Annotated in this window: 15 protein-coding genes and 1 tRNA gene; 11 read left to right on the plus strand and 5 right to left on the minus strand. The window is 39.9% G+C overall.

The genetic code is table 11. From position 1 onward, the window contains the following. Window positions 1–105 precede the first annotated feature (105 nt). Window positions 106–2,160, plus strand: coding sequence for a DNA helicase IV (gene helD, locus KDJ85_RS00230; protein ID WP_225817880.1), 2,055 nt, complete (start codon window positions 106–108; stop codon window positions 2,158–2,160). Window positions 2,161–2,207: 47 nt separating this feature from the next. On the opposite strand, the gene KDJ85_RS00235 is transcribed toward helD, so the two are convergent. Beyond that, window positions 2,208–2,666 (minus strand): methylglyoxal synthase, encoded by a 459-nt coding sequence (locus KDJ85_RS00235; protein ID WP_225817882.1) that lies wholly within the window; start codon window positions 2,664–2,666, stop codon window positions 2,208–2,210. 113 nt (window positions 2,667–2,779) lie between these two features. On the opposite strand from KDJ85_RS00235, the gene KDJ85_RS00240 reads away from it, so the two are divergent. After that, on the plus strand, window positions 2,780–3,193 hold the full coding sequence (locus KDJ85_RS00240; RefSeq protein WP_225817884.1) for a CoA-binding protein: 414 nt from the start codon (window positions 2,780–2,782) through the stop codon (window positions 3,191–3,193). A gap of 75 nt (window positions 3,194–3,268) precedes the next feature. Here the strand turns inward: KDJ85_RS00240 and hspQ are convergent, their stop codons facing one another. Continuing rightward, entirely contained in the window at window positions 3,269–3,589 is a 321-nt protein-coding gene (gene hspQ / locus KDJ85_RS00245; RefSeq protein ID WP_206086681.1) for a heat shock protein HspQ, read from the minus strand. A 218-nt stretch (window positions 3,590–3,807) separates the two neighbouring features. Between hspQ and KDJ85_RS00250 the strand changes: the two genes are divergently transcribed. Beyond that, window positions 3,808–4,086: an acylphosphatase gene (locus tag KDJ85_RS00250; RefSeq protein WP_206086682.1), complete on the plus strand. Its 279-nt coding sequence runs from the start codon at window positions 3,808–3,810 to the stop codon at window positions 4,084–4,086. Window positions 4,087–4,093: 7 nt separating this feature from the next. On the opposite strand, the gene tusE is transcribed toward KDJ85_RS00250, so the two are convergent. Next, window positions 4,094–4,423 carry a sulfurtransferase TusE gene (gene tusE, locus KDJ85_RS00255; RefSeq protein WP_225817886.1) on the minus strand — a complete coding sequence of 110 codons (330 nt, stop codon included), beginning with the start codon at window positions 4,421–4,423 and terminating at the stop codon, window positions 4,094–4,096. A gap of 180 nt (window positions 4,424–4,603) precedes the next feature. Here tusE and KDJ85_RS00260 point away from each other — a divergent pair. Next, window positions 4,604–4,691, plus strand: a tRNA-Ser gene (locus KDJ85_RS00260). 342 nt (window positions 4,692–5,033) lie between these two features. Here the strand turns inward: KDJ85_RS00260 and KDJ85_RS00265 are convergent. Continuing rightward, complete coding sequence (locus tag KDJ85_RS00265; RefSeq protein WP_225817888.1) at window positions 5,034–5,489, minus strand: hypothetical protein; 456 nt, start codon at window positions 5,487–5,489, stop codon at window positions 5,034–5,036. A 311-nt stretch (window positions 5,490–5,800) separates the two neighbouring features. Between KDJ85_RS00265 and KDJ85_RS00270 the strand changes: the two genes are divergently transcribed. The 6 genes from KDJ85_RS00270 (at window position 5,801) to ugpQ (ending at window position 11,731) form a co-directional block, all read left to right on the plus strand. After that, complete coding sequence (locus tag KDJ85_RS00270; RefSeq protein WP_225817890.1) at window positions 5,801–6,559, plus strand: YnfC family lipoprotein; 759 nt, start codon at window positions 5,801–5,803, stop codon at window positions 6,557–6,559. Window positions 6,560–6,810: 251 nt separating this feature from the next. After that, window positions 6,811–8,127, plus strand: a complete 1,317-nt coding sequence (ugpB, locus tag KDJ85_RS00275; protein ID WP_225817892.1) for a sn-glycerol-3-phosphate ABC transporter substrate-binding protein UgpB — start codon at window positions 6,811–6,813, stop codon at window positions 8,125–8,127. A gap of 66 nt (window positions 8,128–8,193) precedes the next feature. Further along, the gene (gene ugpA, locus KDJ85_RS00280) at window positions 8,194–9,081 is read left to right on the plus strand and encodes a sn-glycerol-3-phosphate ABC transporter permease UgpA (RefSeq protein ID WP_225817894.1); all 888 of its coding nucleotides are present in this window, start codon (window positions 8,194–8,196) and stop codon (window positions 9,079–9,081) included. Continuing rightward, a complete protein-coding gene (ugpE, locus tag KDJ85_RS00285) occupies window positions 9,078–9,923 on the plus strand; it encodes a sn-glycerol-3-phosphate ABC transporter permease UgpE (protein WP_225817896.1) in 846 nt (281 codons plus the stop codon). Before ugpA ends, ugpE begins: the two co-directional genes overlap by 4 nt. Before the next feature lie 3 nt (window positions 9,924–9,926). Beyond that, entirely contained in the window at window positions 9,927–10,997 is a 1,071-nt protein-coding gene (locus KDJ85_RS00290) for a sn-glycerol-3-phosphate import ATP-binding protein UgpC (RefSeq protein ID WP_225817898.1), read from the plus strand. Continuing rightward, on the plus strand, window positions 10,994–11,731 hold the full coding sequence (gene ugpQ / locus KDJ85_RS00295; RefSeq protein WP_225817900.1) for a glycerophosphodiester phosphodiesterase: 738 nt from the start codon (window positions 10,994–10,996) through the stop codon (window positions 11,729–11,731). Before KDJ85_RS00290 ends, ugpQ begins: the two co-directional genes overlap by 4 nt. Before the next feature lie 40 nt (window positions 11,732–11,771). On the opposite strand, the gene KDJ85_RS00300 is transcribed toward ugpQ, so the two are convergent. Further along, the gene (locus KDJ85_RS00300) at window positions 11,772–12,491 is read right to left on the minus strand and encodes a GNAT family N-acetyltransferase (protein ID WP_225817903.1); all 720 of its coding nucleotides are present in this window, start codon (window positions 12,489–12,491) and stop codon (window positions 11,772–11,774) included. Window positions 12,492–12,682: 191 nt separating this feature from the next. Between KDJ85_RS00300 and KDJ85_RS00305 the strand changes: the two genes are divergently transcribed. Continuing rightward, a complete protein-coding gene (locus KDJ85_RS00305) occupies window positions 12,683–13,195 on the plus strand; it encodes a hypothetical protein (RefSeq protein ID WP_225817905.1) in 513 nt (170 codons plus the stop codon). Window positions 13,196–13,261: the final 66 nt, after the last annotated feature.

Consider the following 13,261-nt stretch of genomic DNA (forward strand, 5'->3'; position numbering starts at 1 on the left):
AGAAAATCCCTATTCCTTATAGGATAGCGTGTTTACTCGGAATAAAAAACCGTTTGGAATCAAGCCAACGTATTTTAGTCATTGATATTCTTAGGTGCAGGACGTATGGAACTGAAATCAACACAGATTGGACAGCGTCTGGCTCAGCATCCCTACAATCGGGTTCGCTTACTCAACGCAGGTATTGAAGTTAGCGGTGAAAATCACCAATATCTTATCCCTTTTAATGAACTTATCGATCTTCGTTGTAAGCGGGGTATTGTCTGGGGGGAGTTAGAGTTTGAAATTGTAAACGAGCAAGTCATTCGTTTGCATGGTACTGAATGGAAACAAACTCAGCGCTTTTTTCATTATTTAAATGAAAAATGGCAGCAATGGAGTGGAGAGATGAGCCAAGTGAGTGCAGAGGTTCTCACTCAGTTGGTTAATAAAATTGAGCAAATATCACAGCAAGATGCATGGTTGAGTTTACGCCAATTAACGGTGATTAAAGATAATATTAAACAACAGTTTTCGTCGCTGCCATTACCTCTTGCCCGAATTTCACAGTTCGAAAATTGTTCGGTACAGTACCAATTATGCTTACAGTGGCTGAATCATAGCCAACAGTGTCGTAAGAAAATCAATGAGAAATGGTGTGAATCTATTTTGACTCGTTACCACGATTTCTTTCAGCAAGTGGAATCATCACCGCTCAATCATTCTCAGTCTTTATCCGTTATCAATGGTGAAGATAACGTACTTGTGCTTGCGGGGGCAGGAAGCGGCAAAACGTCTGTATTAGTGGCTCGTGTGGGTTGGTTAGTTCTAAGGGGATTGGCAAAGCCAGAGCAAATTTTACTGTTAGCGTTTGGTCGTAAAGCCGCAGATGAAATGAATGAGCGTATTCAATTACGTTTGCAACAAGATGAGATTCAAGCAAAAACCTTTCATGCTTTAGCTCTCCATATTATTCGAGAAGGCAGTAAAAAATCCCCTGTAGTCAGTGAACTAGAAAGCAACACTAAAAAACGCCAAGCGTTACTCTTAAAAGAGTGGCGCGAGCAGTGTTCAAGTAAAAAAGCGCAAGCTAAAGGTTGGCGAGAGTGGCTGAGTGACGAGCTGATGTGGGATATTCCAGATGGCGAGTTCTGGCAAAACGAAAAGATAACCCAGAGAGTCGTTGCACGTTTAGAACGCTGGCTAAGTTTGATGCGAATGCATGGCGGTAGCCAAAAAGAGATGGTGGATAATGCCCCAGAAGAGATACGAGAGTTATTTAATAAGCGTATTAAGTTGATGGCTCCGTTACTTAAAGCATGGAAGAACGCGCTAAAAGAAGAGGGGGCGGTTGATTTTTCTGGGCTGATCCATCAAGCGATTAATATCCTTGAAAAAGGGCGATTTATTAGTCCATGGAAACATATTTTAGTCGATGAATTTCAAGATATTTCACCGTTAAGGGCTAAGCTTTTGCAAGCTTTACGCCAACAAAATAAGCAAACAACCTTGTTTGCGGTAGGTGATGATTGGCAAGCTATCTATCGTTTTAGTGGCGCAGAGCTGGATTTGACAACATCTTTTGAACATAACTTTGGTGAAGGGGAGCTTTGTGCTCTGGACACCACTTATCGGTTTAATGAGCGTATTGGTGACATTGCTAACCAGTTTATTTTACAGAATCCTATCCAGTTAGATAAGCCTTTGAATAGCTTGGTTAAAGGTAATAAAAAATCTGTCGTTCTTTTGCATGAAGAGGCGCTGGAGCGCTTGTTAGATAAAATGAGCGGGTATGTGCTTGATGATGAAATAATATTGGTTTTAGCGCGTTATCATTATTTAAAACCAGAGATCCTAAATAAAGCGCAAACACGTTGGCCGAAGCTGAATATCCAATTTATGACGATCCATTCATCAAAAGGGCAACAAGCTGATCATGTTATTATTTGTGGGCTCAATAGTGGAAAAGATGGATTTCCTGCACCAGCAAGAGAGTCAATTATTGAAGAAGCATTATTGCCACAACCTGAATCATTTGAGAATGCAGAAGAACGGCGTTTACTGTATGTTGCAATAACACGTGCAAAACAGCAAGTTTGGCTACTCTATAACCCTGAAAACCCATCGGAGTTTGTTGAGGAGCTCAGGCAATTAGGTGTACCAAGGCAGAAAAAACCGTAATGATATTGCCCTGTGCTGAACGTGTTTGGCACAGGGCAATCGATGTATTAGCTTGTGCGTTTGGTTAGGTAGCTTTGATAATCAGGGATGACAATATCGATTGCCTCATCAAAAAATGGTGAGGTGATGAGAAAATCTGCGGTTGCAGGATTGGTGGCAACAGGAATGTTCCACACGGTTGCTAAGCGCAGTAAGGCTTTAACATCAGGGTCATGGGGGACAGCATTGAGTGGATCCCAAAAGAAAATCAAAAGGTCGATTTTTTGTTCTGCAATCATGGCACCAATTTGTTGGTCTCCCCCCATTGGGCCACTTAGCATACTCGTAACTGGCAAGCCTGTGTGCTGGTTAATCAAATTACCGGTTGTTCCCGTCGCATACAATTTATGAGCTTGCAGGCGTTGTGTATTTTTCGTAGACCAAGACAGCAAAGACGACTTACAGTGGTCATGGGCAACCAAAGCAATATTTTTTGAGGCACCTATGATACGGGTTGTTGATTCCATGGTTTTCCCTTAAGTCAGATGGACTTTAAATATCGTTAAAATTGATTGGGCAAAGATGTACCAGATATATCATAATGCTAGTGAATAGTTTACTGATTTTGGGAGATATTTTGATGAAAGATCAAGAAATTGCTGAAATTTTAAAAAGTGTGAAGACCATAGCATTAGTCGGTGCGAGTGAAAAAGTTAATAGACCCAGTTATGAAGTCATGGAATACCTATTACATCAAGGTTATCACGTCATTCCAGTCAGCCCAAAATTAGCAGGGCAAACGTTGTTAGGCCAGTTGGTATATGGAAAGTTAAGTGACATTAATGAACCAATAGATATGGTGGATGTATTTCGTAATGCAGAAGCTGCTGTTGGTATCGCGCAAGAAGCCGTCGCTGTTAAGGCAAATGTTTTGTGGCTACAAAAAGGCGTGATTAGCGAAGAGGCACAAAAAATTGCGTTAGAAGCGGGAGTGAAGTTTGTGATGGACAGATGCCCAAAACAAGACATTCCAGCTTTGGGACTTGAGAAATAATGATTTTACTTAATCGTTAAAAAGTAAAGCAGCTAAGTGCTGCTTTACGGTTGCGTTCATTAATGAGAAGAAAAATTAGTTACGCAGACGCGGTGCCTGCAACTGAGACCTTATTGACTCTGCAAGTTCATCCATCGAAGGTTGTTCAGGATGGTCATCTGCAGATTCATAAGTAATTTGTGCTTCAGCCAAATAAGTATGAACAGCATCCCCATTGTCATCTTCCATAACAACATGATACCAAGGCAGATCGCGTAGCGTACTGTTTGAGGCAATATCATCATCATGTGGTTGTTCGAGCGAATATTCAGCGTCCACATCAACAACGACCCCTAAATAGCCGAGAAGTTTGTGTCTGACTTGTTGCCCGATTCCATATTTACTGGTGATCATCATAGCGACCTCCTAATAGCCTTGCTTGTACTTCAATCTATATGTGGGCAGTGTTACGTGTTTTCAAGTTAACGTATGGACAATTAGCAATAACGCAATACACTGTCTTTATATGCAACGTTGAAAAAGCAGTGCCTCACTAGCAGATTATCTGTTCAACGCGTAAAAAACAACAGCTAAAAAAGAGAACTACACTATTATGCTCTAAAAAGGAGGCGAACATGACAACATCAGGCCGTTACTTTTATATTTATGGGCGAGTTCAAGGGGTTGGCTTTCGTTATCAGACCTATCATTGGGCCAATCAAAATGGGCTTAAAGGTTTTGTGAGCAACCGTGAAGACGGCAGTGTAAAACTTGCGATTTATGGTTCAGAGCAAGATATTGAATTTGTCGATGACTGGTTGAAAGCGGGTGGGCCACCAGGGGCTAAAATTGATCATTTTTTTAGTGAAAGCTGGCAAACGGCACCAATAGCGGATTTTAATGTCCGCTATTAGTAAGAAATCAAATACATTTCACAGGCTTAGGCAAGCCAGCAAGTTTAGTCGCTTGTTTGGCTGGCCCTTTTGGAAAGAGCCGGTATAAATAGCGGCTATTGCCTTTTTCTTCCCCAAATTGTTGCGAAACGGCTTTAACTAACATGCGGATCGCTGGGGATGTATTAAATTCTAAGTAGAAGTTACGCACAAAACGAATGATTTCTAAGTGCTCATGAGTCAGTTCAATGCCTTCTTCTTGCGCAAGTAAAGGGATGAGTTCCTCTGACCACTGTTGGCTATCGAGCAAATAACCTTGAGAGTCCGTTTCAATTTCTTGATTGTTAAACAGCAACATACTTTATTAATCCCAAAAAAACAGAGTACAAATTTAGCAAAAATGAGCCCATAACCCAAGCGAACGAATTAAAATGTTGATATTTTCACCCAACAGACTGAAATGCGTATATTTTTAAGGCGAACGAACAAGTTAGGGGTTTACATCCACGAAGAGGATGTTTATAGTGCACGTCATTGCGGAGGGGTGGCCGAGCGGCTGAAGGCAGCGGTCTTGAAAACCGCCGATGGGAAACCATCCGAGAGTTCGAATCTCTCCTCCTCCGCCATCTTCACTTCTAGTAACGTCTTCCAAAGTCTTCCAATCCCAAGTAAATCAAGCGCTTCAACGAACCTTAACTTTACTAAGAGTTATCGCTAACTTTTTGTTTTCATTATTTTTGAACCCTGCAATACTTGATTATTGGTAAATTCCATTGCGCTGAGCTAGATAATGTTATTGTTATCGAATTCGTGGTTATTAAATGAATATTTAAGGCTAGGAGTGCAATAGCCGCTCCCCGATGAAAAAGTAGCTCTCTAGGGGAGTATGTCTATAAATTAAATTTTTCTCTTGGTTATTGACTGTCCCAATAGATTATTTTAATAACGCCATGAAGAATACAACTAAGCTATTGCGGTAAACCCACAGAAATTAATTCATCACAGTAATCGTTTTGGCCATTGCGTGTGTAAAGTACAATGCATTTAAGCATCGGAGCCATACGCTCGTTAAAACTGTTTTCCCATATTTTCTCTTGCTCAAGTTTGATACGTTTTTTGAGGGCATTTAATTCCACAGGATCTTGAGTCACATCAGGGTGTTCTAAGGCTAAATCAATGTTCTCCTTGATATCAAGCGCTAATAGCGCATCCCCACTTTTTTTACATGTTTTATAGGCATTTTTAGCAATAAAATCTTCACTGTTTTTTGTGCTTGAAGCTTGTTGTTCCGTATATTTCGTTAAGCACTTAACCCAGTTATCACTTAAAATTTCAGGGCTGTTTTGTGTGATATCTGCTTGATTTGACCATCCTGAGATTGGCAAAATGATGCATAAGCCAAGTACCAAATTACGTAACATCATTCTATTCCTCTTATCTTGACTTTGATGGCTCTTTCAGTTTTTCATTTATGGTAATGAGATGCATTGTATGAAAACATCGTAAACTAATTGATATTATTATTATAGAGGAAGGGTTGACGCCTTTGTTACTTATCGTGAGGTTCTTTTCTGCCAATTTAGCGTGTAAGCAACAAGTTAGGAATGTGTGGTACGTTGGTTTATTGACCTCAAAACCTGACATTTGCTATAAACCTGATAATATAAATACAGAGTAAAGTTACTCAGTATTAAGTTATCTTAGAATACCAGCCTTAAGGGTATAAAAAATAAAAATGAATCGTAAATGTGTATTACCAATGGTGCAGGTAATTGTTTGTTTTACCTCTTTTGAAACCTTGGCTTTTCAAGAACAGCAATATAACCCAGTAGTGTTCAATATGGCTCAGTTGTATGATTTTAATCCTGTAAGGGGTAATGTTAAAGAGCTTGTCGGCACGGTTTACAATGAAGATAAAACGATTAATTACAAGTCTGTACTAAAAATAGGGCCTGATGGTTGTGTCGAGAGTTTTTGGCTAGATCAGAAAAAAGATGAATATCTAAGTGGTGTTCATAATTACCTTTCAATTAAAAGGGTTAAGAACAAGCTGATTGGAATGGATGCAAATGGGCCAGTTGAAATTGCGATAGGTAAAGACTGTAATATAATTTCAAGGCAAGATACAAATGGTAAATTAGTCTATCTACATAATAAAGAAGGATTTATTATAGGTTCGGTGCTTGCAGACACGAAAGAAAAATTTGGTGAGAACAACTACAACGAACATAAGCTACCAACAGAAATTAAATACTATAAAGGTAATAGTGTTATTTCAGAGACGTTAATAACTTATGGTAAAGATTTCACGAAACCATTTGATCTTACTATGGACATTCGAGCATTAGGGCAAACAATTCTATTGGTTGATTCAAAATGTGATTATGATAAGCGCAATATTGCTTACCAGTGTAATTTTACTCTTACCTTGGACTCTAATGGTAAAACGGTGAAATTAGCAAAAACCAGTAAAACAGACGTGAAATTTTACTAATTAATAAAAAATAGTGGCTTACAATAAGTGACAGCATCTCATGTTAGGGGCAGATAATGACTGTCTTTTATTTTTCAATAGATTGTCATTTATATCTCATACTTTAGAGATATTTTTGTCACTGTTCTGTCATCCGTGAGTTATATTTCTGTCATTTCCTACTGGTACATTCTATCTCGAACATAAACTGCGTGATTTCGTACATTTGATGCAAATCTCAGCGCAATTCAATAGAAAGCGAGATAAATAGAATGACACCGTTACAACATTCAACGCTAGCGACAGTATTCAGTTTATTATTTGCCAGCCAATCCATTGCCGCCACTGAAATTTCCTTTTGGCATTCCATGGAAGGGGAGCTGGGTGAAGAGGTTAATGCGTTAGCCACCGAATTTAATAAGACACACTCAGATTATAAAATTATGCCTGTATATAAAGGCAACTATGAACAAAGCCTTGCTGCGGGTATTGCGGCTTTTCGTTCTGGTAATGCCCCTGCCATTTTACAGGTATATGAAGTTGGCACAGCAACAATGATGGCATCTAAGGCGATTAAGCCTGTTTATGAAGTATTCCAAGATGCAGGTATTGCATTTGATGAATCGCAATTTGTTCCAACCGTTTCGGGTTATTACAGTGATGCAAAAACGGGGCATTTGTTATCGCAACCGTTTAATAGCTCAACACCTGTTTTGTACTACAACAAAGACGCCTTCAAAAAAGCAGGCTTAAGCCCCGATGAACCACCAAAGACATGGCAAGATATGGCTGCGTATACAGCAAAACTGCGTGAGTCTGGTATGAAATGTGGTTATGCAAGTGGTTGGCAAGGTTGGATCCAAATTGAAAACTTTAGTGCATGGCATGGTAAACCTATTGCGTCAAAAAATAATGGGTTTGATGGGGTAGATGCTGTTTTAGAATTTAATCAGCCAACACAAGTTAAGCATATCGCTTTGTTGCAAGAAATGAATAAAAGAGGCGATTTCAGCTACTTAGGCCGTAAAGATGAATCCACAGAAAAATTCTATAACGGCGATTGTGCCATTATTACAGCCTCTTCAGGTTCACTTGCAAATATTCGCAAGCATGCCAAATTTGATTTTGGTGTTGGTATGATGCCTTATGATGCCGAAGTGGAAGGGGCGCCACAAAATGCCATTATCGGTGGGGCTAGTTTATGGGTGATGGCAGGAAAAGACCCTGCAACGTATAAAGGTGTTGCAGCGTTTATGCAGTTCTTAGCAAAACCTGAAAATGCTGCGCAATGGCACCAGAAAACGGGTTATTTGCCGATAACAACGGCAGCTTATAATTTAAGCCGAGAATCGGGGTATTATGATAAAAACCCAGGTGCAGATATTGCGACTCGCCAGATGCTAAACAAGCCGCCTTTAGCCTACACCAAAGGCTTGCGTTTAGGGAATATGCCTCAAATTCGTACTATTGTCGATGAAGAATTAGAATCGGTTTGGTCAGGGAAAAAAACGCCTCAACAGGCTTTAGATACTGCGGTTGAACGCGGTAATCAATTATTACGCCGCTTTGAAAAATCAACGCAGCAGTAACTGGCAGACACTATTGCCTCTTTCTTCAAGGAGAGAGGCAATTATGCAACTTAACCGAGTGTTTTTATGTCTTCTTCTCGACCTGTTTTTCGATCAAGTTGGCTACCCTATGCCCTTGTTCTACCTCAGTTATTGATTACCATTATTTTTTTTATTTGGCCAGCTGTTCAAGCATTATGGTATTCACTGCAAAATATTGATCCATTTGGGTTCTCAAGTGAATTTGTTGGGTTGGATAACTTTATTCAATTATTTCAAGATAGCTATTATCTTGATTCATTTTATACCACCATGGTATTTAGTGGATTAGTGGCCGGGTGTGGGTTATTTGTCTCATTGTTTTTTGCCGCTTTGGTGGATTATGTCATTCGAGGTAGCCGTTTTTACCAAACATTGATGTTATTACCCTATGCGGTAGCTCCTGCTATTGCCGCAGTTTTATGGATGTTTTTATTCAGCCCTGGTAGAGGGTTAATTACCCATGCATTAGAATCAATAGGGTATGATTGGAACCATGCTCAGCACAGTGGGCAAGCGATGTTTTTGGTTGTTCTCGCTTCTGTTTGGAAGCAAATTAGTTATAATTTTTTGTTTTTCTTTGCCGCCTTACAATCTATTCCACGTTCTTTGATGGAAGCTGCCGCTATTGATGGCGCTGGACCTGTCCGCCGTTTTTTCCGCATTTCATTACCGTTGATTACACCAGTCAGTTTCTTTTTATTAGTCGTGAATTTGGTATATGCCTTTTTTGACACATTTCCAGTTATTGATGCGGCAACAGGAGGCGGGCCAATTCAAGCAACAACGACATTGATTTATAAGATATATCGAGAGGGTTTCTCTGGGTTAGATTTATCCTCTTCCGCAGCGCAATCTGTCATTTTAATGTTATTAGTGGTGATTTTAACCATTATTCAATTCCGTTTTATTGAACGTAAGGTGCGTTATCAATGATTGAACAGCGCCGAGGGTTAACGATCTTTATCCATGTCATGCTTATCTTAGGTACGATAGTTATTTTATTTCCACTTTATGTGGCTTTTGTCGCCGCAACCTTAGATAACCAAGCGGTATTTGAAACGCCGATTACGCTGATCCCTGGTAGCCATTTATGGGAAAATTTGAGCTACATTTGGAACAATGGCGTAGCAGCCAACAGTGCGCCTTTTTGGGTGATGTTAGCGAATAGTACATTGATGGCTTTGGTGATCACGATTGGGAAAATTACGGTTTCAATGTTATCTGCTTTTGCCATTGTTTGGTTTCGTTTTCCATTTCGTCACCTCTTTTTTTGGATGATTTTTATCACATTAATGCTTCCTGTTGAGGTACGCATTTTTCCGACGATCGAAGTGATTTCTAACTTGAATATGTTTGATAGCTATTCAGGTCTAACATTGCCACTCATGGCCTCTGCGACAGCGACTTTTTTATTTCGCCAGTTTTTTATGACGTTGCCTGATGAACTTATGGAAGCTGCTCGCATTGATGGTGCAACACCGATGCGCTTTTTCTTCGATATTGTATTGCCGCTTTCAAAAACTAATCTCGCCGCTTTATTTGTGATCACCTTTATTTATGGTTGGAATCAATATCTGTGGCCACTATTGATTATTACTGACCTAGATTTAGGGACGGCGGTTGCAGGGATTAAGGGCATGATTGCTTCGGGAGAAGGAACAACACAATGGAATCAAGTCATGGCAGCGATGCTGCTGACATTAATCCCCCCTGTAATTATTGTTTTAGTCATGCAAAGAGCATTTGTGCGTGGCTTGGTTGATAGCGAGAAATAAGCCATGGCAGAGTTAAAATTACAAGCAGTTAGCAAAAGTTGGGATGGTAAAACCCAAGTTATCAAGCCATTAACAGTCGATGTTGCGGATGGTGAGTTTATTGTTATGGTTGGCCCATCAGGTTGTGGAAAATCAACGTTATTACGTATGGTTGCAGGCCTTGAACGAGTGACCAGTGGTGATATTTGGATTGACCAGCAGCGAGTGACAAATTTAGAGCCTAAAGAGCGCGGCATTGCAATGGTTTTTCAAAATTATGCGCTATACCCACATATGAGTGTTGAAGAAAACATGGCTTGGGGGTTAAAAATCAGAGGATTAGGTAAAGAGCAAATTCGTAAAAAAGTTGAAGAAGCCGCCCGTATATTAGAGCTAGAAGGGTTACTGCAACGTCGGCCGCGTGAATTATCAGGTGGGCAGCGCCAACGTGTTGCGATGGGACGGGCAATAGTACGTGATCCCGTTGTATTTTTGTTCGATGAGCCATTGTCCAATCTAGATGCTAAATTACGTGTACAAATGCGACTGGAACTACAACATCTTCACCAAAGGCTTAAAACAACCAGTTTGTATGTAACTCATGACCAAGTAGAGGCAATGACATTGGCTCAGCGAGTAATGGTGATGAATAGAGGGATTGTCGAGCAGATAGGTACCCCTGTTGAGGTCTATGAGAAACCTGCGAGTCGTTTTGTTGCCAGTTTTATTGGCTCACCAGCGATGAACCTATTTGAGGGTAAAATTAGCGAGGACGGTGCATTTTTTATATTTAGTTCAGGGAGTTCGATACCGCTGAATCGCCAATATTTACAGTGGGCAGGGAGTGCGATAACGTTAGGGATACGACCTGAGCATATAGAATGGGGTTTGAAAACAGCTGAAGGAATACCGCTGGAGGTCGAAAATCTTGAAATACTCGGCGCAGATAATTTAGTGCATGGGCGTATTGCCTCACAAAAAGTGGTTGTGCGCCTTAGTCATGAATTTCGTCCACAGGTAGGGACGGTTCTGTATCTTCATTTTCCAGATACACACCTACATTTTTTCGATAGTCAACAGGGATACCGTTTATGAGTAATTGGCCTTACCCGCACGTTGTCGCACACCGAGGTGGCGGTAAACTTGCGCCTGAGAATACGTTAGCCGCCATTGATGTTGGTGCGAGCTTTGGGCATACAATGATTGAGTTTGATGCAAAACTCTCCATTGATGGGCAAATTTTCCTGTTGCACGATGATACGCTAGAAAGAACGAGTGATGGTGCTGGTGTTGCTGGGTTACTGAGTTGGGATGAATTGCGCACTATTGATGCAGGAAGTTGGTATAGTTCAGAATTTGCAGGTGAGCACTTACCTTCCCTTGAACAAGTTGCAGATCGTTGCCAGCAATACGGCATGATGGCGAATATCGAAATTAAGCCAACAGCAGGCCTAGAAATTGAGACAGGTACTTTGGTTTCATTGGCTGCTCGGGAACTATGGGTTGGGCAAATGGCACCATTATTATCGTCATTTTCTGTTGAGGCTTTAGAAGCTGCTCAAAAAACGGTTCCTGAACTACCGAGGGGGCTGTTACTCGATGAGTGGTGTGATGATTGGCAACAATTAACAACACAGTTGGCATGCATTTCTATTCATTTAAACCATAAACTTTTAGATGAAGTACGTGTCAAAATGCTTAAACAAGCAGGGTTACGCATATTAGCTTACACTGTGAATGACCCAGCTCGAGCCTCTCAGCTTTTACAGTGGGGGGTTGATGCAATTTGTACAGATCGTATTGATGTGATTGGGCCTAATTTTTCTTAATTTTCATTATGCAGATAGCCCCAATTTGGGGCTATCAAAGTTAATCTTCCACTAACAAGAAACTTTTTCGAATAGTTGAAAGGGATTTTATTTGTTTACCATTGCGATGGTTAGAATCAGCTAACCAAGCTTGTAGTGCTTCGTTTACTTGTGGCCATTCGCTGTCAATAATCGAAAACCAATCGGTATCTCGATTTCGGCCTTTGGTCACTAGCGCATTACGAAATCGTCCCTCATATTGAAAACCTAAACGTAATGCAGCTTGATGGGAAGGGTTATTCAAGCTATTGCATTTCCATTCGTAACGTCTGTAACCTAGTGTATTAAATACATATTGCATCAATAACCAGTGTGCTTCGGTTGACATGATTGTCCCACTGAGTAAAGTGGAAAAGTGAACATGGCCGACTTCAACAACTCCATTATTGGCATCTATTCTCATTAATGAAAATACACCAATTGCTGCATCATTGTGCTTATTAAAAATAGTAAAAAATAAGGGATCACTTTTTTGTGAAGCGTGATGAACCCAATCTTTATATTGTTCAAAATTTTGAGGCGCTTCATCAGATAACCAAGTCCAACTACGCTTATCTGGTGATTGGGAAAATGACTGATATAAACTTTCAGCATGTGAAGTATTGAGGGGGGCAATCCGGCAGTGTCTGCCTTGTAGTTGAATTCGCTGAGGTAATTGGCGCGCAGACCAATTTGGAATTAGCCGACCAATAGGCTGACCAAATTCATTTTCTATGTGCATAAACAGGATACCTTTAAAAAATGCAATAGCATTAATATAGGTGAATTGTGGTTTGATAAAAGTGCCACTTTTTATGAATATAAAGGTACCAGTTTAAATAAAAACATTTCCTTACGCTTAAAATTTCAGCTTTGATTTAACAATGCTTATACTAAACTAAATTTTACTTCTTATTAAACTCAGGGATTGAAATGAAAAAAATAGGTTTTTTGCTCATGGCTATTATGGTTTTAGTCGGCTGTCAAGCGCCTAATTCAACGTTGGTTTATACCTGTGATATTGACCAATCGATTAACCAAATATCACACGATAGGAATGGTAGCTTTACATTTCCAACTGCTGCACCCATCGCCAAAGTATTCTTCTTTAATGATGTGATTAACATCCGTGATTTTGTAATCGGTGAATATGCAGGCTTTCCTTTAAATAAAAGTAAGGAGCATCGCAGAGTTGAGAGTATCAAAGATTTTAATGTTATGATTAATAAAGGTGATTATTATCATGATGATGGGCACATTATTGAAATAGTTTCTCCGAAAAACAACACGATTAGTCTTTTTTTAATTGATAGCCAAACGGGCAAGACAAACTCCTTGCAGTTTTTAACGGACTGTAAAAAAGAATATGTTGTGTTGAAGCCCCGAGGTCATAATCATGAACATGATTACAAAAAAGAACATCCACTATTAAAAAGAAGTGATTAAGCGTAAATACAACAACTACTTTAATATGGAAAACACAGATTCGGAGTAATTGTTTAGCTGATTTTT

Source organism: Providencia vermicola (genome assembly GCF_020381325.1).
GTDB classification, from domain to species: domain Bacteria; phylum Pseudomonadota; class Gammaproteobacteria; order Enterobacterales; family Enterobacteriaceae; genus Providencia; species Providencia vermicola.

Coding starts and splice junctions, on each gene's coding strand:
- KDJ85_RS00300 (WP_225817903.1), bottom strand. CDS start 12,491: ATGCACATAGAAAATGAATTTGGTCAGCCTATTGGTCGGCTAATTCCA.
- helD (WP_225817880.1), top strand. CDS start 106: ATGGAACTGAAATCAACACAGATTGGACAGCGTCTGGCTCAGCATCCC.
- tusE (WP_225817886.1), bottom strand. CDS start 4,423: ATGTTGCTGTTTAACAATCAAGAAATTGAAACGGACTCTCAAGGTTAT.
- KDJ85_RS00305 (WP_225817905.1), top strand. CDS start 12,683: ATGAAAAAAATAGGTTTTTTGCTCATGGCTATTATGGTTTTAGTCGGC.
- ugpE (WP_225817896.1), top strand. CDS start 9,078: ATGATTGAACAGCGCCGAGGGTTAACGATCTTTATCCATGTCATGCTT.
- ugpQ (WP_225817900.1), top strand. CDS start 10,994: ATGAGTAATTGGCCTTACCCGCACGTTGTCGCACACCGAGGTGGCGGT.
- KDJ85_RS00270 (WP_225817890.1), top strand. CDS start 5,801: ATGAATCGTAAATGTGTATTACCAATGGTGCAGGTAATTGTTTGTTTT.
- KDJ85_RS00290 (WP_225817898.1), top strand. CDS start 9,927: ATGGCAGAGTTAAAATTACAAGCAGTTAGCAAAAGTTGGGATGGTAAA.
- hspQ (WP_206086681.1), bottom strand. CDS start 3,589: ATGATGATCACCAGTAAATATGGAATCGGGCAACAAGTCAGACACAAA.
- ugpB (WP_225817892.1), top strand. CDS start 6,811: ATGACACCGTTACAACATTCAACGCTAGCGACAGTATTCAGTTTATTA.
- KDJ85_RS00235 (WP_225817882.1), bottom strand. CDS start 2,666: ATGGAATCAACAACCCGTATCATAGGTGCCTCAAAAAATATTGCTTTG.
- ugpA (WP_225817894.1), top strand. CDS start 8,194: ATGTCTTCTTCTCGACCTGTTTTTCGATCAAGTTGGCTACCCTATGCC.
- KDJ85_RS00240 (WP_225817884.1), top strand. CDS start 2,780: ATGAAAGATCAAGAAATTGCTGAAATTTTAAAAAGTGTGAAGACCATA.
- KDJ85_RS00250 (WP_206086682.1), top strand. CDS start 3,808: ATGACAACATCAGGCCGTTACTTTTATATTTATGGGCGAGTTCAAGGG.
- KDJ85_RS00265 (WP_225817888.1), bottom strand. CDS start 5,489: ATGATGTTACGTAATTTGGTACTTGGCTTATGCATCATTTTGCCAATC.